Genomic DNA, 21794 nt, shown 5'->3' with positions numbered 1-21794 from the left:
TCTTTTTTTATGATTCTTATAGTTTTTTTTGATTCGTCCGAACGGTTATCTAATGTATTTGTTTCATTTTTTGATAACTAAAGAGGAAATTTTATTTCTAAAATATTGTTCAGTGTTTCAATTACAGCCAATTAAAACTTAAATTTAGCTCTTTGTAATTGTAAAAATCTACGGCATTTTGCATGAAAACTTACGGTTATTGGAATGAAAACCGAAACCAGTTGGTCAAAGTAATTGACAGCTTCGTTGGGAATAAGAAGGAAGACTTTAAGAAATTACATTCGTAATGTTCGGGAAAGTTGAGGGTAGTATTAAAGGAAGAATAAAAAAAATGCCCTCTAAAAGTATTAGATACAACTAGTATGTTTCTGATACTTTTAGAGGGGCAGGGTAGTAATTAAAAGAGAGGAATTGTTTTATTGAGATTCTCTTTTTACCAGATAGAAATTCATTACCACATGCTACTTTAGCGTATAAACCATCAGTAGCATCACTTAATTATAGTTTTTTATAAGTTTAAAAATTGATTTGTAGTAGTTACATCCGCATAGTAAAATTGCAATGCACTGATGAATGAGGCTTGAACATGTTCGGCCTCGATGATTTTCCCTTGAAACTCAAGATCTAAAGTTGCACAGGCATCTGCTAACAGTGTGACAGTAAAACCATAGTCCTTAGCTGCTCTAACCGCTGAGTCAACACAAATTTGTGTCATCATGCCGCAAATAACCAAATCAGTAATTTTGTTTTCGTGCAGATAGGACAATAAATCGGTTCCTTGAAAACTGTTGGGTACATGCTTTGTGATGATTTTTTCTCCTTTTATAGGCAGTACATCTTGGTGTATTTTTACTCCCTCAGTATTAGGCAAGAAGAATCCTTCTTCGGCGATATGCTGTACATGAACAATTGTTTTATGATCTGATCTGAATTTTTCAAGCACGGCTTTGGCATTTATTGATGCTTTTTCCGGATGAACTAATGCGTAAGCCCCACCTTCAAAATAATCATTTTGAATATCGATAAGGAGTAAAGCTTCTTTCTTTTGTGTTTTATTTTCCATGTTTTATTTTTTTTCAAAGGTATCATGACAGAAAAGAAACGTAGGTTGAACTAGTTCACCAAATACTTAAAAAGTAATTTTTTCGGTATAAATGAAAAAAGAATGAAAGATGAAGACAGGTTGTTATAGCAGGAAGAATTTTTTAATTTAGTTTTACTATGAAAAATGATTACTAGCAAAGTTTTGTACAATGTATAAGAACTGAGAAAAGCGGCTAAACGAATTTGATAAAACAAATGATGGAGAAAAATCTATTCTATGAAAATATAAGAAAGTATGCTGATTTAACGGAAGCTGAGTTTGAAAAATTGAGTTCGTTTTATCATGTTGAAAAGATAGAGCGAAATCAAATGATACTTTCTGAAGGTCAAATTTGTGATTTTGAAGGATACGTATTAGAAGGTTGTTTTAAAATTTTCTATAAAGAAGACAACGTAAAAGATCATGTTCTCTATTTTGCAATAGAAGATTGGTGGGTGTTGGATATTGGAAGTTTTGTATCTGGTAAAGCTTCGAAATTAAACATTCAGGCTCTGGAAGATTCCGTAATTATGACCATTAATAAAGAGGATAAGGAAAAATTATATGCCGAAATGCCTAAGGCAGAACGACTTTTTCGTTTGATGAATCAAAAAGCCTTAGAATCAATTCAGTTGCGAATGATTAGCATGTTAAATAAAACAGCAGATAAACGTTATTTAGATTTTAAAAATAAATATCCAACATTAGAGCAAAGAATTCCACAGCATCAAATTGCTGCTTATTTAGGTATTTCGCATGAGTTTTTAAGCAAGATTAGAAGAAAGTTGTTGTAGTTTCTTTGCAACGAGTTGTAAACTACAAAATTCAGAACGAGACATTTTTTAATTTTATCAGCTCTTTAAATTTAAAAAATCCAACACCTTGGGCGAAACTTTCAAATCGGATCGGAACCTTAGAACTCCCTTTATGAAATGTCTTTTTAATTCTTTTGCATTGCGTATGGAGAACGGAGTGTTGAATATAATGGCTTTATAAATTATTGCGTTTGCGGAGTTATCGAAATAATACACACAAATATCATGAGCGACATCTTCTCCCACTGATAAAACGATATCATAATTTTTCAGATCGGGAGTTGGACATAAAGACTCAAAAGTTAGGGATTCAATAACTATTTCATCTTGATAATGGTGCAAACCATTTTGATCCACTATTACTTTTGTGATTTTGTTTTTTTGGTGAATAATCATATCCTTTATTCCAAAATACACCAAAAAAGATAAAAGAAGTACGGATAGTATTGCAGAAGAAATTTTAAATTCAGCAGATAGTTTAGATTCGATAATAATTATCTCTAAGTAAATTATTCCTAAAACGGTACCTGCAAAAATAGCTGTCCCTAAAAACTTTACTATAAAAGTTGTTTTCTTTGATTCTAATGATTCTATTTTTGAAAATTCATTATTCTGAGAATCCATTTCTTGTTAGGCGTTAGAAATTAAAAATTATAGCTGTTGAAGCGAATTTAAGAAAGATAAATTTAAGTTCGACAATTAGTAAAAGCTGTAGGTTATGTTTAGAACTCGGTCCTCAAAATAGTGACTCATCTTAGCCGTATCTGATTTTCTTTGTATGGTGGTGAGAAAACCTTTTTTATCATAAGTCATCACCAATTCACTTACTTTTTGCGCACTCCATATATCCTCCATCAGTACCAGATTTTTATTCTTATTATAGGTGTATTTTTCGCTTTGGGGTTCTATGCTGCTTGGAACATCTGCCAGAGTTGAAAGAGATCCTTCTTTAAATTGGTACAGTTTAGAGGGAGTGGTTTTATCGGCACAGCCGTTATGAAGAAACAAAGCAACAGGGCGTTCGTTTAAATAATAATACGTTTTTTTCTGCTTACAAGTCTCTTGATTGTCATACTTCTTTAAAAAATCATAGTATTCTGTACACTCTTCAACTTCAAATTTATCTTCGGTATAATAGCGATAGTGCCATGAAGAAAAAGAGTTTTCCTCGATCATTTTATTGAGCAGGTTTTCATCTGGTAAAGTACCAAGTGTTACTATTTTATCTACTCCTGGATATGATTCTGCCAGCCAGGCACTATTTTGGAGTCTATTAGGCATTTCAGAATTCAATGAAAAGACTCGGATTTTATCGATTCTGTTTTTTTCATCGTATTGGTAAGAACTGATTTTTACAACGCCATTATTATAATCAATGTTTGCTTTTTTATCGAGCAGCCCTTTTGGACTGTAGTAATTTCTTGTATAGAAAGTGGTGTCTGTTTTCTCTTTCGTGCGATGTATATTAGTTATACTCACTACCTGACCATCCGGGTTAAAATCGTAAATAGAATTGATCCCATTTTCGTCATTATTTTTTAGAACAATACTTTTTACTTTATGGTTCTTCATAAAAGAGGAATTGAAAGGAAAGACTGTTTTGGTGAAATAAATTTCCTCCTCAAAAGGAATGACAGTGTAAAAAGGGATTACCTGTGCTTTACCATTAACGATGATACAGCAGATAAAAACGCTGGTTAAAAATGAAATAAGTCTGTATTTTGAGTATGACATTTTTTGTGAAATTCAATAATAGTAACTGTATTCAAAATCTTATTGTTAGCAAAAGTATTCTATATTTATTTAGCATTAATAGCCTGCCTATAAACTTAACTATATAAATTTTAATTACATAGTGGAAAAGTTTGTTTTTTCAGATGTTTAGTATTTTCGAACCTAAGTTAGGGTATGATTAAAAATAAATAGTTGTATTAGGCATCAGCGCTTTCAGTTTATCTATAGTTTCTTTATTCATAGGATTTCCAACTAAAATTAGTGTTTTAAGCTTTTTCATGTATTGAATTTCGTTGGGTAGACTTTTTAGTTTATTATTGGCTAAATTTACACTTACAGCATTTTTTAATTTCATAATTTTTGGAGAAATCCGAGATATAGCATTATCACTCAAATTTAAGTATTCTATATTTTGAGATTGAAATAATGTCCCGGGAACTTCTACAATGCTATTTTTTTGTAATTCAAGGTATTTCAGTTTTTTTGGCAATTTCATTTCTCCTAAATCATTAATTTGATTCGAAGAGAGATTTAGGTATTTTAAGTTTTTTATTTTATCCAAACGTTCTGAAACATTACTTATCTGATTACTATGGAGGTTTATTTCTTCAAGGGAAGGGATATCTAAAAGAGCTTCCGGAAAAACACTTAAATTATTTGATTCAAAACTCACCATGCGTAAGTCTTGAAGTTTTGAAATGTTTGAATTTATAGCGGTCAGACTGTTGAGGTTTATCGAAAAAGATTTTAGTTTTTTTAGTTCACTTATTTCATCCGGAATAAATTTAATACTGTTTTTATTAACATTCAAAATTTCAAGTTTCTTTAGCGAAAATATTGCTTTATCCATTTTCTCTAAATGATTTCCCATTATATTTAAAAAAAAGAGAGAATCCATTTTTATAATATCCGGAGGAAGGTTGTATAATCCTTTATCTCTGAAGCTCATACTGTATACGGTTTTTTTACTCAAAAGCGCAGCATCGATATCGGTATAAGTTGGATATTTAACCGGGTCAATTTGTGCTTTAGCATTACAGACCGAAAAAACAATGACAATAAATAAAAGTAATTTTTTCATAAATAATAAAAGCTGCCAACATTTCTATTGGCAGCTAAAAAATAAAATTAATGCTTATTTTTTTAGAAGTTTTACAGTTTTTTGAAAACCGTCAGCTTCTATATTTAAAATCAACATATTTGAATATTGAAGTTGTGTTGTCAAATCTAATTCCGTAACCGGATTTTGTGAAAAAGCCTTTTTATAAACAATTTGGCCTAACAGGTTATAAGCGGTAACTTGCAGGTTGTTAAGGTTGCCAGAAGTAATCTGTATGATACCTGAAGTAGGATTAGGAGATACTACAATCTCATTTTGATTGTGATCAATAACACCCAATGAATTATCTACACCTAAATTTTGCTTTAAAGCAATAACGATTGTAGCTGATTTTCCTCTGTAATCAATCGTATTTCCTGTAGCATCAACATCCTTATCGATACCTGAACCAGGATGTTGAATAGAGAAAAATCCGAATTTATGATCTGGTGTAAAAGTAAGACCTGTAGGCTCAGATCCGGCTGGCATAGAAGCAAAAAGTTTTACTTTTGGATTTGCCTGAGTATGATCTGGTGCTATTACCCAAATATAATTTTTTCCACCATCCTGAAGAACCCAAAGATTTCCTAACTCATCAAAAGTTAAATTATCATTACCATCTCCCCAAGATTCCGTTTTAACTCCATCTGTTGTATTTAAAGTATAAACTGTTGATCCTCCACCTACAAAAACTTCCACTTCTGACGCGGTCGTTCCGTTATCTTTCATGCGATAAACTTTGTCTAACCCTTTTGCTGTAAAATATATTTTACCATCCAAAGGACTTATTTCAACATCTTCTACCCCGTTGAATTTTGTCCCACCTAAAGATTCCGCCAAAGAAGTCGTATTGTTTTGATCTGCTTGTGTTTTGTTAGGAACCTGAATCCAGGTTGCTGTTGTAGCTACTGGGTTTCCATTTGTTATGCCTTGGTCTAATTTCAAAACATATAAATTTCCTGAAGAAAGGTTATTTGGAGTATCCATGGTGTATTTGTATACCATGTGGGTTCCTCCATCTTCACCATAATATGCTATAGTTCCGGCATTATTAATCACAACATTTTCGTGATTCATGATTCCCATTTGCCAAAGTTTTCCTTTTGTTCCATTGGCATTTTTAGAAGAAACCTGAGCTGTAACCGGATCAATTTCTACCAACCAGCCATAATCTTTATAACCATCACCATTTGTGTCATTGCCAGCTACAGATTCCTCTGCAGTAACGATAGTTCCCCAAGGTGTAACTCCTCCGGAACAGTTTCTGATTGTTTGCACCAAACTCGCTGATGAAAAATCTACTGCTCTTGATTTTGTTAATTGCCAAAGTTTTGTTGTTGCATTGTAATTAATTTCAGCCATTGTAACTCCACCCGGATTTGTTTCGTGGTTTACCGAAAGATAGCCATCTGTACTGCTAGATACCCCACTTGTTTTTTTAGCTACATAACCAGTAAAGTCATTTAGGCCTCCTACAAATCCTCCACCTTCAGTGTAATTGTCTCCTTCTTTAAGAATCAATTGGTATTTGTGCTGTTTAGGAATAATTAATTTAGACGTTTGTACTGTAGGCACTATAGAGGTAAAACAGCTAATATGATTTCCGTCGTTGCAAGAGGTATCCGGAGGTATAACTACTGGTGGAACTGCTTTTTTAAGATAGGCATCCATTCTTAAATCAGAACTGCTAGCACTTCTGTTATGCAGTTCAATCGAAATTCTGTTAACTCCCTGTACAAAATTAGCTTTTGGAATAGAGAAAATATTATAAATGCTCTCATTTGCTCCATCAACTGTTGTAGTTGAAAAAGTATCGTACAAAATTGCGCCCGCTGGCATATTATCTCTTACTACTTCAACACCATTCAAATACACAATAATTCCGTCATCTCTCATTACTCCGAGCTCCATAGTGGTACTCAAATCTGATAAATTAACGGTAAAATCTTTATTGAAATAAGCTGCATTTAAAGGTTTTGCGATCGTAGTTGTCACAGGATCCCCATAGCCTAATGGCCCATTTCCTGATTTCCAGGCTGTAATATCAAAACCGGGATTTTTCCATTGGTCAGCTAACTGTACACCATTGTCATTAAAACGCCATGGCGATTCTTTTTCAAAACCATTATCAGCAACTGTTTTAAGGTAGGCATCCACTCTTAAATCAGAACTGCTTGCTCCTCTGTTGTGTAGTTCAATCGAAATTCTGTTAACTCCCTGTACAAACTTTGATTTTGGAATGGAGAAAATATTATAAATACTTTCATTCGCTCCATCGACTGTTGTACTTGAAAGTGTATTATAGTCAATGGTACCTGCAGGCATATTATCTCTTACTACTTCAACACCATTTAAAAAGACAATAATTCCGTCATCTCTCATTACTCCAAGCTCCATAGTGGCACTCAAATCGGATAAATTAACGGTAAAATCTTTAGTGAAATAAGCTGCATTTAAAGGCTTTGTGATCGTAGTTGTCACAGGGTCCCCATATCCTAATGGTCCATTTCCTGATTTCCAGGCCGAAATATCAAAATCGGTATTCTTCCATTGATCGGCTAACTGTACACCTTTGTCATCATAGCTCCATGATGAACCTTTATCAAAAACGGTAGTCTGAGCCTGAATTACCGAATTTGTTATTAATAAAAGAGCTGTAATTGAAAGTAATTTTTTTTTCACGGTCTAGTATGTTTTGTTATACCATGCGAAGTTATTTTTCTGCTCCGAGCTTTGTATTACGCTTACTTTAAATAAACACATTAATACGTTAGCAAATCTTAAGATTAATGTTAACAGATTAATGTTAAGTTAGTATTGTGCTTTACTCGTATCAGTCAGGGAGTTAATAAAAGCGACAAGCTGTTTTATTTCTTTTTCGTCAAGATTAAGTTTAGTAGGAGACAAGGTTTGATTTTTAATTTCTAAACCCATTCCTTCGGCACCGCCTTCATTGTAAAAGGCGATCACTTCTTCTAAAGTTGAAAAGGCTCCATTATGAAAATAGGGTTTTGTAAGAGCAGCATTTCTTATCGTCATTGTTTTAAAAGAATTTTCATAAATCCATGAACTCTCTTTTTTTACATTGCTGTTTATTCGGCCTTTATCAGTGTCTATTTCAATGGGCAGAAATTGCAATGGATTCTTGGTTACCCCCAGAACTTCGGATTCATTTTCATTATAAAACGGAGGAACTAATCCTGAAAAATTCGGGACAAAATGACAGGTTGCACAGGCCGCTTTTCCCATAAAAAGATTAAAACCTTTTTTTGCATCTTCAGAAATTTCTTTTTCATTTCTCATAAATTTATCAAAATCACTGTTGAAAGAATACAGTGATGCGACATAAGAACTCAGGGCTTTTGAGAAATTTTGTTTGTCGATGTTACCATTTTTAAAGGCCTTTTTGAAAGCTTTTTTATATTCAGGATTTATCTTTAGCTTTTTGATGATACTTTGGTAGCTGGTATTAAACTCCTGTTCGTTGTAAATTACATGTTCAACTTGTTGTTCCAAATAGTAAGCACGCATATCATAAAAGAATCTTTTGGCAAAAACAGCATTATATAACGATGGAGAATTTCTTAAAACTGTTTTGCCTTCGACATTGCTTAATGACTTTACTTTTAAATCGGTAAAAGCATTTTCTGGCAAATGACAGGAAGCACAGCTCATTTTTGTATTGTTACTTAAGCTTTCATCAAAGAAAATCTCTTTACCTAAAGATCTTAAATTGGCATTATCTTCAGCTGGTTTTAGGAGCGTATAAAAATAGGGGTTCAGAAAATCATCACTGAAGAAATTTTTATTATTGATATTCCAACCCGAGATTTCCTTTAAATCATCTGGAGAATTATCCCAATTTCCTAGTTCTTCATACAAAGGCTGAAGGTAAGTTTTATAAAATTCTATTCGGTCAAAAGTTTCAAAATTGGTACTTTTAGAAAGGTATTCAATACTAGTCCCCAATATTTTTTCGGCTTTTTGAGTGTCTATCTTTTTAAAATAATCATCCTTTTTTATGTAGTTCTCAATTCCCCTCAAAGCATGAATGGATTCTTCAAAAACATTAAGTGATCCGGGTGTATCAAACCCCGTAACGCCCATGGTATAAATCCTGATTAGTTCGATACGCAATAGTAACGTTTTATTTTTTTCTTCCGATAATCCGTTTTTTAGCGAACTCAGATAAAAATCATTATAACTATTATAAAGAAAATCGGATAGTTCAACTATTTTATCTTTTTGGATATCGGCTTCTTCCGAAAAGATAAGTTCATCTAACACCTGTAACCCTTCAGGAGGCAATGTATTTGCTGCTGTTCCTGTACTTTCTATGTGAAATAGTGGTGCGGCATTAATATTAGTTTTGGAAAATTCAGGGTAATGATACGCAATATAAAATTCTATTTCCTTATATGAATTTCGGGCTTTTTTTAACGACTCCTGCAAACCTTCTTTTGAAATTTTATTTTCCTGAAAAAGATGTGCATTCGATTTTAAAACTACCAATTGATCTTTGAAATTTTTTAATCCTTGACTAATTATAGCATTTGTAGTGGTGTATTCATTATAACCAGGGTTGAAAGACATTATTACAAAACCTATAAAAAGTACAATAAGAAACGAAAAAGATTTCATGTTTTTATTTGCAAAAGTAATTTCTTCAGATTATCCTAATTTTAAATTTGGATTAAATAATCAACCTCTTTTGGTTAAATAAAAAGTCAGCCCTCAAAATACTTAATTTAGAATGTTATTGGTATAAAGGAAGCTTTAGGACAGAAAAAAATATTAAATCCACTATGGGAACTCCAAAACAAGCTAAAAAAATTATCATTAAATTTGGTTTGTAACGCAAACTACTTTACATTTACAGAGTAAATTAATATCTTCTTTATGGAAAAAGAAATCAAATTGACACCACAACAGAGTTTGAAGCTTATTACAGAAGTAATTAATCAAACAAAAGAAAACATCAAGTCACATAGCTTTATATTTTTGCTTTGGGGTTGGACTTTGGCTACGGCAAGTATTCTTCAATTTTTGCTTGAGACGAAAACAGACTTTAAATACTATTTTTTGCCATTCCCTATTTTGGTTGCTATTGCGTTGCTATTAACAATTAATTACAACCGAAATAAAACATCGGAAACTCATTTGAATTTTTTCCTTAAAAAACTTTGGATGGCTTTGGCTTTTGGGTTTATTGCCATAGTATTTGTAAGTGTTTATCAAAAAATTGAACCCTTTACTTATACATTGATATTAGCGGCAATTGGCACAACAGTTTCGGGAATGGTATTGAAATTTAAACCGTTGATGTTTGGTGGTGTTTGTTTTCTTATTGCATCTGTTTGTTGTGTTTTTATTACAGACGAATTCAAAGTTCTACTTCACGGTTTTGCAATTATTGTTGGTTATTTAATTCCGGGATATATACTTAAAAATTCAAAATCATAATAGAATGGCGGAGACTTTTGATGAATTAGACCCTGTTTTGAATGCACCTGTTCGTTTGGCTATTGTTTCTGCTCTTGTAAAAATGAAACAAGCTGATTTTGGTTATCTGCAAGAGATTACCAAAACAACACAAGGCAATTTAAGCCATCAGATTAAGAAACTAAATGAAGCAAAATATATTGAAGTAGAAAAAACATTTAAAGGAAACTATCCGCAAACAATTTGTAAACTTACAAAAACAGGCAAAAATGCCTTTGAAAATTATGTAGAAAAAATAAAAAAATATCTGCATCTGTAATTTTTTTGCTTTTTTGGTTTGTATTACAAACTAGAATTATTTATAAACTAAAATTATTTAATTATTATGAAAACAATAAACAAAGTATTTCTCACGCTGCTCTTTTTAACTAGTATAGGAAACATAAACGCACAACAAAAAACAACTAATAAAATGGAAACAAAAAAAATAGCATACGCAGACAAAATATTGCTTCATATGCACCCGGAAAAGTTCTTGAATTTTTTACCAAACTTAAATGATGATCAAATTGCACAGCTATACGGTATGTCAATAGAAGAATATCGATTAGCTAAAAAAGTTTATGATGACCAGGCCAAAAATACAGCATCAGAACTTTTGACAAATTCAGACTTTACATTTAAAATTGATAAACTTCCTTTCAGGAAAAATCAGACTGTTTTAGTAATTGGCGAAAGTACAGCAGATGCTTTAAACTCCTGGGTTTATATTTTGCAATATCTTTTAGATCAAAGACGACCACAAGACAATATTCGCATCATTAATGCTGCGATTTCAGGACAAACTACAACAGAAGCACTTCGCAAAATAACAGCACAAGTAAAATTAAGTCCCGATTGGGTAATTTGTCATTTGGGCACAAATGATTGTATTCGTTATGGAAATCAAAAAACATCAGTTTCTTTAACAGAGACGATTGCAAATCTCAATACTATAAAAGAAATAATTAATAAAGATACAAAAGCAAATATTGTTTGGCTTACACCAGTATCAATTGATGAGAAAAAAGCAGAAAATTTTCAGCCATTCAAAACGCAACAACTGAGTTTAAAAAATTTAGATTTAAATGAAATTAGTAAATATTTGAAAGCCCAACCAGAACTCGTAATTGATTTAACAGAAGAATTTGGAAATCCTGTAAATCCTGAATTTGTTCAGTATGATGGTATACACCTTACTATTGATGGGCAAAAAGCAATAGTAAAATCTTTAATCAATAAATTATCAAACATAAAATAGTATGAAAACGAAATTGACAAACCCGATTTTAATTGCCTGTATTATCTTTTTAAGTATAAGTGCATCAGCAGGACTTTACGAACATTTATTTGGCATTCCGGAAATGCTAAAAAGTCCGTCAACAATGATAACCAAAAGTAATAACAACTTAGGGCAAGCCATAAAGTTTTGGATACCCGTTCATCTTTTAATCTTACTTACACTTGTGCTGTCATTAATTTTTAATTGGAAAATCCCAAGTCGAAAAAAATTAGTCCTATCAGCATTCATCTGCTATATGTATATCACAGTAATAAGTATATTCTTTGCGAAAAAATTGGAAATATTTAAAAATATTACAGACAGTATTGACTTTCAACAGCAGACTAGTCTTTGGATAACAGTTTCCTGGCATAGACCAATTTTGATGATAATAATTGAAATATTATTGCTTATAGCACTTTCACGTCCTGTACTATACAGACAAGTATGATAGGGGCGTGAAGAGTAATTATTTGCTAACGAGTATTTTGTGAAATAGGGGCAGAAGTACTAAATTAAAAGATTAGTAATTCTAATTTACATTTGTAGTTTATTGAAAGTTAGACCCTGAAAGCCCGCTCTTTGAAGCGTAAATACGGAAAGACGAATGTCTACTGACTTCACAGTTGCAATCTTTATTTGATTGACTAATAAAAAAATTAACGCAACAAAATTGCATTAGTAATATTTATTTGTATTTTTATTGCGTTAAGAACAGATCGATTTTCTGAAACTGTAGTACATATTTCCGAAAAAGAATTACAGATTTGTCGTTTTTTCGTTAGTTATTCTATATTTCTGACTCAGAATTAATCAAGAACGGAATTGGACATGTAGAACAATATTTTAGAAATAAAAAAAGGATTAATCAATCTAAACAAAAATATACGATGTCGAACGTATTAAAAATAAATTAAAACTGATAATGAACAGACGTAAATTTTTAAAAGGATCAACTGTAATAACGGGGCTTTTCACTCTTAGCCCTTCAGTTATTTTTTCTAATGATTTAGAAAAAATAGAAAAAAAGAATAAAAAAGCCAAAAACATAATTTTTTTAATAAGTGACGGAATGAGTTCCGGGACGCTTCAGATGGCAAATCTTTACGCTCAGAACATTTTGGGAAAAAATGGAAATTGGATGAGTCTTTATGCTGAAAATAAGGTTTCAAGAGCTTTAATGGATACCGCATCTGCCAGTTCATCTGTTACCGACTCTGCAGCCGCAAGTTCTGCCTTTGGTGGTGGTCAGCGTGTTAAAAATGGCGTTTTGAATGTTGGTAGTAATGGAGAGAAACATCTTCCAATCTGGCAGAAATTCAAAAAAGCGGGTAAAAAGGCGGGTTGTGTTACAACTGTCACCATTACGCACGCTACTCCAGCTGGTTTCTGTGTTAACTCAGAAAAGAGAAATGCTGAAAATGAGATAGCAGAAATGTATTCTGATCTTGGTTTAGATGTGCTGCTAGGGGGTGGGGATGATTTTTTTAATGCCTCAAAAAGATCAGATAAAAAGGATATCTATAAAATTTATGAGCAGAAAGGATATCAAATTTTAAAGGAAAAATCAGATTTAGAAAAAATAAAAAAAGGGAAAAAGGTATTGGGGGTTTTTGCTTCCGGAGCACTTCCTTATTCGATTGATAGAGCTAATATTTTGGATTTGCAACAGACGCCTTCTTTGGCAGAGATGAGTGCGGCGGCAATTGATCAGATGAAGGATCACGAAAATGGTTTTGTTTTATTAATTGAAGCGGGGAAAGTTGACTGGGCTGCTCATGCCAATGATATTGCTGCTCTGATTCATGATCAGCTGGCTTTTGATGAAGCTGTAAAAACGGCAATTGATTTTGCTGAAAGAGATAAAGAAACGCTGGTTATCATTACGACAGATCATGGTAATGCAAATCCGGGGCTAATATATGGAACAGATGCTACAAAAAACTTTAACAGTATTGCGGAGTATAAGTATACCAATGAATATATTTTAAATGCTATTCATAGTGATTTTAATCAAAAACAGATCAAAGATTGGATATACGAAACCAATAAAATAAATTTAACAGATGAGGAAGCTGTTCATTTGCTAAATTTCTATTCCGGGATTGAAAAACAGGAAAGTGGTCTGTATAATTATAAAAAATTACCTTTTAAAGCTCTTTCTGAAATCCAGAAAAAACATAATAATATAGGATGGATTAGTATGGATCATTCAGGAGATTATGTAGAATTGGCAGCATATGGACCTGGAAGCGAATTGTTAAAACCTTTTGTAAAGAATACCGATCTTCACTATTTAATGTTAGATGCTGCATTAGAAAGTAAAATATAAGAACTATGCTTGATTGTAAGGTGTTTAGATCTATTCATTTGTAACAGTTAGTTTATAAAAAAGAACTAACTAAACAGGATATGATCTTTTAATATATTTGACTCTAGGCTTCTTAGCACATTATTTTGCTGTATTTCTTGTTTTCAAAAACACCATGTGCCACGATGTTACTACGAAATTTAGAATGATAAATTTCTGAGAACATTATCTTTTTTTATTAATTACGTACATATTTTTGGGTACAAGGGCAATTGCTTATGGATTGAAAGAACCTTAGTCCGATAGATATCGAATGGGTACCAGAATTGTATTGTGATAAATCATTCATCATGATTTGATAGGAATAACCTAAAGTAAAATAAGCTTTTTTGAAGCCTATCATTGGTCCGATCGTTAACGGCTTTCCTATTTGATCATTCAGAAATCGGTACGATATACCGGCCCAGTAATAATCCTCATACCGATTAAATTTTCGGTATTTCAAATTCAGGTCGGTAACAGAACGGCCATCACTTTTATACCACTGGTAAAAGATAGAGGGCTCGATTTCCGTTTCGTTTTCTAAACGAACAGCATATCCGGTGTAGAATTGGTAGTTGGTTAATTCTTTGGGTTCAGGACTTGTAAAAGAATCTAATTTTTTGGGTAAAATATTGGTCATGTTTGCGCTGAAATAAAAACCTTTGTTGCGATACAAAAAACCAGCTTCAAAATTATTATTGGATGTAAACCTATTATCGGTTATATCAGGATCTGGTTCAGCAGGTTTACTATTACTGATATCGATTTTAAATGAATTGTAAATGTATGAAATACCAAAAGAAAGATATTGTTTTGAGTAATAGTCCAGAATAAGATGATGGGCAAAAGTAAATTTGCCACCAGCCTGTTTGACATTCCCATTAGTATCATTATACAACGATAGCCCAACTCCGGATCTGTCTAATATTCGAAGATCGCCATAAAAAGATTGATTTTGCGGGGCATTTTCTATACCTACCCATTGCTTATAACCATTTAAATTAATCCTAAGATCATCGCCAATTCCGGCATAACCAGGAGAAATAATAAAGGGATTATCTGCCAAATATTGAGTAGCCACCGGTACATTAAGTTCTTGACTGTAATTGATCATTACATGCAGCAAAAAGAAGCAGTTTATAATTTTCTTCATCTTATTTTTATTACTTAAACGTTACATTACAGACTATCTGTAAAGGGTTACATTTCCAATAAATTCCCGGTCATCTCTGGTGTTTCTAAGTTTTAAAACATACCAGTAATCTCCGGTGGGAAGGTTGGCACTTTCATACTTTCCATTCCAGGACTCTTCATGTTTTAATACACATATTTCGCGACCATAGCGATCGTAGATTCGGATTCTGATATCGGGATAGTTATCCTGTCTTAATGGTTTCCAGCCGTCATTTATGCCACTGTCATTAGGAGTAAAAATGTTGGGAACTATTATATCGATAAATTCAAAATACTTAGTTGCTGTTGCGGTACAGCCATTACTATCGACAACTGTCGCCGTGTAATCTCCGGATTTGTAATAAATATATTTAGTTGTAAATTTTAAAACCTCATCATTGATGGTAAGGCTATTATGAAAACCGGAACCTCCTTTTATTGTTATAATGATTTCATTCAATCCTCCCTGACTTAATGAAATCGTCAAAGGAGGGTTTGATTCATCAACGGCAAACAGGGGCGAAACCTCACTGCATCCACTTGCGTGTTCTACCTTTACAAAATGATTTCCGGCAGGGACATTGCGAAAGATATTACTGTCCTGCTTAGGTTCTTTTCCGTCTAATGAATACTTTATCAAAGAGGGATTTGTATTACTGGCGTCGATCTTTACAGTAACCTTGTTTCCCGGAGTATTATTTTCGCAATCATAGCTCACCTTTGCAGTGGGTTTAAGAACGATGGTTGGAATATCGAGCAGGATTGTTAATTCAAACGGACAATTATTTTTATCCAGAATATATACGGTATGTTTGCCTCCGGAAAGGTTGTCGAAATCTAGCTGATCCTGAGTGTAAGTCCCATTGCGATTGTCTAAACTTGTTTTATAGGGAGGAATTCCTCCCGATATGTCAATACTAAAAGCGGCTGTTTTTTCTCCAATACATATTTCTTGTTTTATACTGCCCTGTACTACAGAAGCGTGTATTGGCTTCGGATCGATAATCGTAATTACGTCATTAATACGGCAATCATTTTCATCTTTAATAGTAATATTATAGGTTCCTGCTTTTATCCCTCTAAATATACCTGTATCAAAAAACTGGTTGGGCAATGACGAAATCGCATATTTAATTCTTCCGGTTCCGCCGCTAGCTTCCACTTCAATTGTTACATTGGCTAAACCGGCGCAGGTAACATTATCATATTTTATGCGGTGGGTAAGGGAAAGTTTGGGCTCCTTTATTTCTATGGGAACAATGACCGGATCGCAGTCCCCACTTGTAACGCTAACCTGATACAAACCGGCCGGTAATTGCGTAAAAAAGCCAGGAGTGGTTTGTGTCGGGTTAAAGGGAAGTTCAAGTCCTTCATGATCTAATAGCGTAAAAACATAGTTGCCTAAACCGCCTTTTGCCTGGGCCGAAAGCTCGCCCGTTAAATTTCCTTTGCATTTGATGTCTTTTGATGAATTTATTTTTAACGTTAAAGCTTCTAATGGATTATAGTTGAAAGACCCTGCATAAACTTCTTTGCAATTATTCGCGTCTATGACATAAAATCGATAATTCATAGCGGAACTATGATTTGGTATGATGATACTCATTGGACTAGAACCGGTATAATATTTTTGATATTCCTCACCATTTACATTATTGCCCAATACCGTAAAAGTGTAGGGAGGCGTTCCACCTATGGCAGTCACCGTAATCTCGGCAGGTGTACAGGTAGGAGCTTTAGTAATTTGAGTACTGGCGGTAAGTGCTTTTGGACCTGTAATGGTGAATGGATAACGAGCTTCGCATCCGTCTGTTGTAGTAACCAGAATGTCATAGTCGCCAGATTTCAAATTGTCAAATGTATAGGTGTTAGCCGCAATTGTTCCGGAGGTTTTTAGAATTTCATTCCCGGAATAAATAGTAAACACATAATTGGAACGTACGTTGTTTGCCGTCACTTCAATAGAAGCCGTATCATCAAAACAGTTTAGAGTTGAATTGGATATTTTGTGGGTAATATTTAAGTCTTGATGTTCAATTTTGATATTCGGAATCTCATAAGAGCACTTTGCTTTATTGGTTGAATTGGGTCTGATGTACACTGTATAAGTTCCGGCAATTTTTACGGGCAGATTTGTACTGGCCTGATAATTTATTTTATCCAGACTATATTCATAGCCAGTTCCCATTGCCGGGCTGTTGACTGTAATGTTACCTGCTGTTTGGCAAAAAATATTCTCAGAAGTTGCTGTTGGCACTATTTCGTCATAAACGTTGAAATAAAATGGAGCCGAACAATTAGTTCCGTAACTGAGTATGACGCGGTACTGTCCTTCTGAAGTAATAGCATAATTTCGGTTATTATCGTTGTTTAAATTATCCCACTGACAAGCTGCGGATTCGTCAGGGCAAGTTGCGCCGGGAATGAGAGCACAATTACTTTTTTCCCATGTTATGGAGGATACTCCTTCAGGTATATTCAGATTAATAGTTTTAACAGGGCTAGCGGGACACAAATAAAAGTTGGTGAGCTGTTTAGCATTGTTAGCGGTACAAATGATCTTCTCACCAAAAGCTCCTCCCAAAGGATCCAGATCGGACATGATGAAAGGTTTGACTTCGATAATTTCTTTAAGTGTGGCGCAAGCCTGATTGGGTAAGGGGTTTGCAAAAGGAGTGCAGACCACATAATAAGTCCCTATAGCGTCTACAGTAATGGTTTGGCCGGATTGGAGCACAGGGATCCCTGATGGATTTTTGGACCAATTGTAGCTCTCAAATCCATTGGTTGCTGACAATACTGTACTGGGCGGACATAATAGGGCTTCTGACTGTTTGTCGCAAAACAGTAAATTACTTAATATGTTATTGGTTTTTCCATCTATATTTTCACAGTTATAAATTAAACCCGAGTCACCATTAAAATGGGTTTGATTAACAACTCCCGTGAAGCTGGTAGAAACCTCATTTGTAATGTTCAGGTCGCAGCTCTGTTCAAAATTTGGATCTGAATCTAAAGTAATACAGGAAACGACCTTAACTCTGAATTCGATAACAGATGGGGCGCCGTCAATATTTACTAAACTGTCTGAAACTTCAAAAATAATGGTTCTCGTTTCGGGATTATAGCCCGATATCTGATTGCCATTGGTATCATAATTGACCACTGAACTTACAGTAACACCGTTGGGTAAACTGGTGAGATCTTGCGGATAATTAAAAATTACATTTTTGGGCAGAATGTTTTTAATTAAAACTTCTCTGGCATTGTCATCGCCATTATTGTTAAAGGTTATTTTATATTTTAAGTATTCTCCTAAATTGACAACCTCATTGTCTTTGACTTCAACATTATTTTCATTTGTAACCGTTTGCTTAATAACAATATTTGGTTGTACAATATCTATTGCTAAAGTGACTAATGATACGGCATAAGCATCTCCGGCGGTTGTTAACTGAAGATCGAGCGATGTTTGACCGTTCCGTAAATACCCTTTATTGATATTGATGAGATCCATATCAAAACCGAAAGTATTTAATCTGGAAGGGCTTCTTTTGGTGATGTATTCCGCACCCGGTATGACCGGACTATCTGTAAATAAAGGGGCAGATGGAATGGTTATCGAAGAATTAAAAACATTCCTCACATCATTAAGTTCATTAAAAATAGATTTGAACACCGGCTTTCCATTGCTGCCTATCGTTTTGATGTTCAGATAGTCACCCAGATAAGCCAATTCGCCCTCCTGAGAAACAATACCTATAGTAGCCTTTACCGGTTCGGGACCTGCGGGGGTGATAAATCCGTCAACGGTAAAATTGAGTTCCGTCAATTCTCCCTGATTTGCATCTCGCTGAACTCCGACAAAACCATCAAAAGTGACAATCTTTTTACTGGGTTGTGTGATGTCTTCATACACAATCACTAATGTCCAGCCGGAAGTAGATCCTAAAGTCCTTCTTCCTTTGGTAGCTTTAACATTCGCAACAAAATAATTACCATTAGGATCTCCAAATTCCTTTAAGCGATTCGTAACGTCTGCGTAACATAGGTAGGGAGCATTTCTAAAACTTTCACGTATGTTGGTTTCATTTAAACCGTCGAAAATGATTTCATCTGCTGTTATGTCCTGATAACCGGTATCCCAAGGACGTTTAAACTTAACTTTATCCCAATCGTCTAAACGTTTTGTTCCTGAAAAGTTGTTTTCGTTATGAGGGTTAAATTTCCTGCTCCTGTCATTGATATAAACGGCCTGCCAGTATAAACCTGCATATATAATCTTTTTACAGGCACTCTCAATATGGAGTTCGGCACTACTCGAAGCAAAAGTGCTATTATCGTTATCGATATCAATATACTCCATGCTTTTTCGATTATTGGCTAATCCATCTTCTTTATCTTCACCATCTAAGTCAGGATCGATCTTCCAGGGACTTCCATTGGCCTGATTGGTATATACTGCATTCGAATTGGCCTGAGCGGTTAAAACAGCTAAATTAGTGGGTATGGGGGATCCCGGTACCATAACAGCATCTGTTCGTGTTACACCGAGCATTGTATTGCCAATAAGTACAAGGTTTCCTTTAATAGATTGATTGGTATATCTTGCCTTAAATTTTTTGCCTTCTTGTCCGTAACCACTTGAAAAAATGAGGACCAAAATTAGCGTTTGAAGAAACTGAGGGGAAAGAAAACGTATTTGCTTTTTACCTGATGCGATTTTTTTTCTTTTGCTATTTACGAACCACAAATTCGGTATTGTAATTACTTTCGATGCTCTCAGTAGTAATCGGGTCAAGATAGATTTTTTCATAATTATAGAGTCAATTTTTAAACAATTAAGTCACTATCAAATTGAATCGTCATTATTTATTGAAATTTGCAGGTGACGATTTTTATCTCATTTAATTTTTTTACATCATAATTGATGATTAGAGTCAGTTTCGTATTTGCATTATTCTATTTTAGAATTATCATGTTCCTGTTGCTCTAATGTATAAGTATCCTTGTTTGCGTAAATGGGTATTCTTTTGCATCTTAGTTCAAATGCATACATTATTAGTGATTTCAGAAAGCGCTATCGCATTTTCTGTCAGCAAGAAATTCGTTGTATATTAAATTTTTGATATTATCCGCTATTTCATTTTTTTTCAATGAAATATCGAGTACGAAAACATTATTGAGCCGGCTCATTTTTTTTAGCACTTCAATATTGTCTGAAGCAACAATTATGGGAATGTGTTTTATATAAAGTTGCATAAAATCATATAAATCCATATCGGAATAAAAGACAAAAAAAACGAAGCAAAAATCTTTTTCGACTAAATTGAATTCTTCATTTTTTTTATTCTTTTTTAGAATTGCGAAGTCAAAATTTTTACCGAATTTATATTTTAAAAAATTGGCAAAATAGTGCTGACTGTCATAAACTAGTATTTTCGTTGATTTCATCATAGTATGATTTAGGAGGCTAAACAAATTGCTATTATTAAATTAACGACTTTAAATTTTTTTCATCTGTAAGTGATGACCCTTGCGTTGCTGTATAGCGACACATTCGAATGGACTTTCGATAGATAAAAAATAAACACCCAATAACGATATGAAACTTTCTTTAATTCTAAAATCTCAATTGAACTATCGTAAATTATTGTTACCTAATGATTTTTAAAGAATTGAAGAATTTTAACTACTAATCAGAAGCACTAACGAATTCATAATTAGTCAATCATTTCAAAATAGGTGTACGGAACAAGTGCTTCCAAAAAGTTTAAAAGTTAGTTTTCCGGAAAGCAAAAGAATATATTCTATAAATAATCGTTCAACATCATCAAATTTTTAGTCTGAACTTTAGCATTGTAACTTTAGTAGAATAATACTCTCTTTATCATATCAAATGTAGCAACTAGATTATTTTTTCAGGTTTTTTGAGCGCCGGAATAAGTCTCAATTTATAAAACGAGACTGTTAAGTAAGCTCTTTAGTGAGATATATGCACGAAATAAAGAAACTCAGAAAGGAAAAAAACTTTCCTTTTTTAATATCGCGAGATAAAGGAGGAATCATCGATAATAATAATATGAAATTTTGACTTTTCGTATCCTAAAAAAAGCCCTCAAATAGTCAGTAACTTTTTGAGGGCTTTCAAACAATTATACGGGATTGTTTTTAAAATATTCGGAAGGAGTTTTACCGGTAGCGATTTTAAATGCTTTAAAAAAGCTGTTCTTAGAATTAAAACCGGCCTCAGCTGCGATACCTTCCAGTGAAAACTGTGACCAGGCTGGATCGTACCGGTGTTTAATGATGTAATCGATACGGGAATTATTAATGAAACTGACGAAATTGGTACCAAATTCTTTATTAATGACTTGTGACAAATGATGAAGAGGAATATCTAAATCAGTAGACATGTCTGTTAAAGAGTAATTTTTTATGAGAAATATTTTTTCATTTTGAATTAGTAACTCAATTTTTTCCTTGTATTCTTTAGTTTTTAAATCAGGTAATTTAAAAGTTTTGGGATTGACTATTTCCTGTTCGTTTTCTGCTTTAGCTTTAATGTAATTATCCTTGTAGTTTAGTCCATATAATATAGTAGGCTTAAAAAACAGAAATACCACAATAGTGAGTATAAAAATTACGGGGGTCATAATTAGAAGATCTCGGTAGATCTCTTTTTTATAAAGTAGTATTCCAATAATCGGCGTAAATATGGATATTAAATGAATCCCGATATGTCTCGTTAGCCAAAACCAAATATGATTGTT

General features: G+C 33.4%; 16 protein-coding genes. 6 read left to right on the top strand and 10 right to left on the bottom strand.

The window, feature by feature from the left end; genetic code table 11:
• Positions 1 to 508 precede the first annotated feature (508 nt).
• Positions 509 to 1063, bottom strand: coding sequence for a cysteine hydrolase family protein (locus ACN1CN_RS19690; RefSeq protein WP_419137019.1), 555 nt, complete (start codon positions 1061 to 1063; stop codon positions 509 to 511).
• A gap of 236 nt (positions 1064 to 1299) precedes the next feature.
• On the opposite strand from ACN1CN_RS19690, the gene ACN1CN_RS19685 reads away from it, so the two are divergent.
• Positions 1300 to 1878, top strand: coding sequence for a Crp/Fnr family transcriptional regulator (locus tag ACN1CN_RS19685; RefSeq protein ID WP_419137018.1), 579 nt, complete (start codon positions 1300 to 1302; stop codon positions 1876 to 1878).
• Between the two features lie 57 nt (positions 1879 to 1935).
• Here ACN1CN_RS19685 and ACN1CN_RS19680 read toward each other — a convergent pair whose 3' ends face one another.
• From ACN1CN_RS19680 to ACN1CN_RS19660, 5 genes are all read right to left on the bottom strand, one after another.
• The gene (locus ACN1CN_RS19680; protein ID WP_419137017.1) at positions 1936 to 2523 is read right to left on the bottom strand and encodes a hypothetical protein; all 588 of its coding nucleotides are present in this window, start codon (positions 2521 to 2523) and stop codon (positions 1936 to 1938) included.
• Between the two features lie 75 nt (positions 2524 to 2598).
• On the bottom strand, positions 2599 to 3633 hold the full coding sequence (locus tag ACN1CN_RS19675; protein ID WP_419137015.1) for a hypothetical protein: 1035 nt from the start codon (positions 3631 to 3633) through the stop codon (positions 2599 to 2601).
• A 178-nt stretch (positions 3634 to 3811) separates the two neighbouring features.
• Entirely contained in the window at positions 3812 to 4504 is a 693-nt protein-coding gene (locus ACN1CN_RS19670; protein ID WP_419137013.1) for a leucine-rich repeat domain-containing protein, read from the bottom strand.
• Positions 4505 to 4768: 264 nt separating this feature from the next.
• Complete coding sequence (locus ACN1CN_RS19665; protein WP_419137011.1) at positions 4769 to 7414, bottom strand: alkaline phosphatase PhoX; 2646 nt, start codon at positions 7412 to 7414, stop codon at positions 4769 to 4771.
• 129 nt (positions 7415 to 7543) lie between these two features.
• Positions 7544 to 9373 (bottom strand): cytochrome-c peroxidase, encoded by a 1830-nt coding sequence (locus ACN1CN_RS19660; protein WP_419137009.1) that lies wholly within the window; start codon positions 9371 to 9373, stop codon positions 7544 to 7546.
• 258 nt (positions 9374 to 9631) lie between these two features.
• On the opposite strand from ACN1CN_RS19660, the gene ACN1CN_RS19655 reads away from it, so the two are divergent.
• The 5 genes from ACN1CN_RS19655 to ACN1CN_RS19635 all read left to right on the top strand — a co-directional run bounded on the left by ACN1CN_RS19655 (position 9632) and on the right by ACN1CN_RS19635 (position 13827).
• On the top strand, positions 9632 to 10195 hold the full coding sequence (locus tag ACN1CN_RS19655; RefSeq protein WP_419137007.1) for a hypothetical protein: 564 nt from the start codon (positions 9632 to 9634) through the stop codon (positions 10193 to 10195).
• Positions 10196 to 10199: 4 nt separating this feature from the next.
• A complete protein-coding gene (locus ACN1CN_RS19650; RefSeq protein WP_264524406.1) occupies positions 10200 to 10493 on the top strand; it encodes a winged helix-turn-helix domain-containing protein in 294 nt (97 codons plus the stop codon).
• 66 nt (positions 10494 to 10559) lie between these two features.
• Entirely contained in the window at positions 10560 to 11474 is a 915-nt protein-coding gene (locus ACN1CN_RS19645) for an SGNH/GDSL hydrolase family protein (RefSeq protein ID WP_419137005.1), read from the top strand.
• A 1-nt stretch (position 11475) separates the two neighbouring features.
• Positions 11476 to 11946 carry a hypothetical protein gene (locus tag ACN1CN_RS19640; RefSeq protein ID WP_419137003.1) on the top strand — a complete coding sequence of 157 codons (471 nt, stop codon included), beginning with the start codon at positions 11476 to 11478 and terminating at the stop codon, positions 11944 to 11946.
• A 474-nt stretch (positions 11947 to 12420) separates the two neighbouring features.
• On the top strand, positions 12421 to 13827 hold the full coding sequence (locus ACN1CN_RS19635) for an alkaline phosphatase (protein WP_419137001.1): 1407 nt from the start codon (positions 12421 to 12423) through the stop codon (positions 13825 to 13827).
• A 217-nt stretch (positions 13828 to 14044) separates the two neighbouring features.
• On the opposite strand, the gene ACN1CN_RS19630 is transcribed toward ACN1CN_RS19635, so the two are convergent.
• From ACN1CN_RS19630 to ACN1CN_RS19615, 4 genes are all read right to left on the bottom strand, one after another.
• Positions 14045 to 15001 carry a type IX secretion system membrane protein PorP/SprF gene (locus tag ACN1CN_RS19630; RefSeq protein WP_419136999.1) on the bottom strand — a complete coding sequence of 319 codons (957 nt, stop codon included), beginning with the start codon at positions 14999 to 15001 and terminating at the stop codon, positions 14045 to 14047.
• Between the two features lie 33 nt (positions 15002 to 15034).
• Positions 15035 to 19837 carry a T9SS type B sorting domain-containing protein gene (locus ACN1CN_RS19625; protein WP_419136997.1) on the bottom strand — a complete coding sequence of 1601 codons (4803 nt, stop codon included), beginning with the start codon at positions 19835 to 19837 and terminating at the stop codon, positions 15035 to 15037.
• 254 nt (positions 19838 to 20091) lie between these two features.
• Positions 20092 to 20475, bottom strand: coding sequence for a hypothetical protein (locus ACN1CN_RS19620; RefSeq protein WP_264524397.1), 384 nt, complete (start codon positions 20473 to 20475; stop codon positions 20092 to 20094).
• A gap of 701 nt (positions 20476 to 21176) precedes the next feature.
• The gene (locus ACN1CN_RS19615; protein ID WP_264524396.1) at positions 21177 to 21677 is read right to left on the bottom strand and encodes a helix-turn-helix domain-containing protein; all 501 of its coding nucleotides are present in this window, start codon (positions 21675 to 21677) and stop codon (positions 21177 to 21179) included.
• Between the last annotated feature and the right edge of the window lie 117 nt (positions 21678 to 21794).

Source organism: Flavobacterium sp. T12S277, assembly GCF_048514875.1.
Lineage (GTDB): Bacteria > Bacteroidota > Bacteroidia > Flavobacteriales > Flavobacteriaceae > Flavobacterium.
The sequence above is the reverse complement of the archived record's forward strand: the minus strand, read 5'-3'. Positions and strand labels throughout refer to the sequence as shown.